At 62.9% G+C, this 1018-nt stretch carries 2 protein-coding genes; both read left to right on the top strand.

Annotated elements, in window-relative coordinates; genetic code table 11:
- A partial coding sequence (locus EN991_RS37655; protein WP_127370600.1) for a DUF2840 domain-containing protein occupies positions 1–457 on the top strand: 457 nt, incomplete at its 5' end.
- Complete coding sequence (locus tag EN991_RS37650) at positions 454–1014, top strand: S26 family signal peptidase (RefSeq protein WP_127370599.1); 561 nt, start codon at positions 454–456, stop codon at positions 1012–1014. The genes EN991_RS37655 and EN991_RS37650, both read left to right, overlap by 4 nt.
- Positions 1015–1018: the final 4 nt, after the last annotated feature.

Genomic DNA, 1018 nt, shown 5'->3' with positions numbered 1-1018 from the left:
TCTCACCACCGTCGAACTGGTGTGGCTGAAGAAGCGGATCGAGAACTACATCCGCTTCGGCAAGGTTGCTTCGAACAGGAACATCGATCGCACTCGTCGTGCCGTCACCTTCACGCCTGGCAGCGTCTTCGCTTTCGTCCGGTGGATGGGCAATGACTTCGGCACCGTCGCGTCCCGCATCGACATACTGCGTGCAGTCCCCGCCGGTCGGCGCTGCTCGACCGTCGCATATGTGCGCCCCGGCGCCGAGATCCTGCTCACAGTGATCGGATGGCGGAACGTCGAAGAAGTGCTGAAGATCATCGACGCCATCGAGGCGATTGGCATCGACCCAGTCGATGTGTCACCGCATTACTGGCGGCATGCCCACAGTAGGTTTGCCGCGCGCGAGACGCCCAGGCCCTACACACGCCAGCGCCATGAGGCATGGCTCCTGCGTTGCAGGATCGAGCCATGAGCATGCGCGCAGTGATCATCGTCGCGATGCTGGGTTGCGCGGTTCTCGCGGTCGCTCCGGCGTGGATCGACCATCGACCGCACTTCATCTGGAACGCATCCGCGAGCGTCCCCGTCGGGTTGTATCGGGTCGAGCCGGTCGAGAGGATCGCTGTTTCCGATATCGCCGTCGTCATGCCACCCCAGCCGCTCGCCAGCTTCCTGGCTGAGCGTCAATATCTCCCGAAGGGCGTGCCGCTTCTGAAGCGCGTGTTGGCCCTCAAAGGCACGGCCGTCTGCCGACAGGGCACCGCTATCATCATCCATGGCGTGACCGTTGGACTTGCGCGCGAGCGCGATAGTCGCGGCCGACCGTTGCCCGCATGGCAGGGCTGCCGCGTGATCGCCGACGGTGAAGTCTTTCTCATGAATCGGGATGCGGCCGACAGTTTTGATGGCCGCTATTTCGGACCGGTGCCGCTCACTTCAGTCATTGGCCGCGCGACCCCTGTCTGGGCAACCGACAGCACCTCTCCGACTCCGAAAGTTTCAAGCGATCACATTTTAGGCGAGCCGTGAAGGC

The sequence above is a fragment of the Mesorhizobium sp. M7A.F.Ca.US.005.03.2.1 genome, from assembly GCF_003997795.1.
Classification (GTDB): Bacteria; Pseudomonadota; Alphaproteobacteria; order Rhizobiales; family Rhizobiaceae; genus Mesorhizobium; species Mesorhizobium ciceri.
This window is presented reverse-complemented; position numbering and strand designations above follow the sequence as displayed.

What these genes read in the sequence shown, in the direction of transcription:
- EN991_RS37650 (WP_127370599.1), top strand. Translation starts at nt 454, where the DNA reads ATGAGCATGCGCGCAGTGATCATCGTCGCGATGCTGGGTTGCGCGGTT.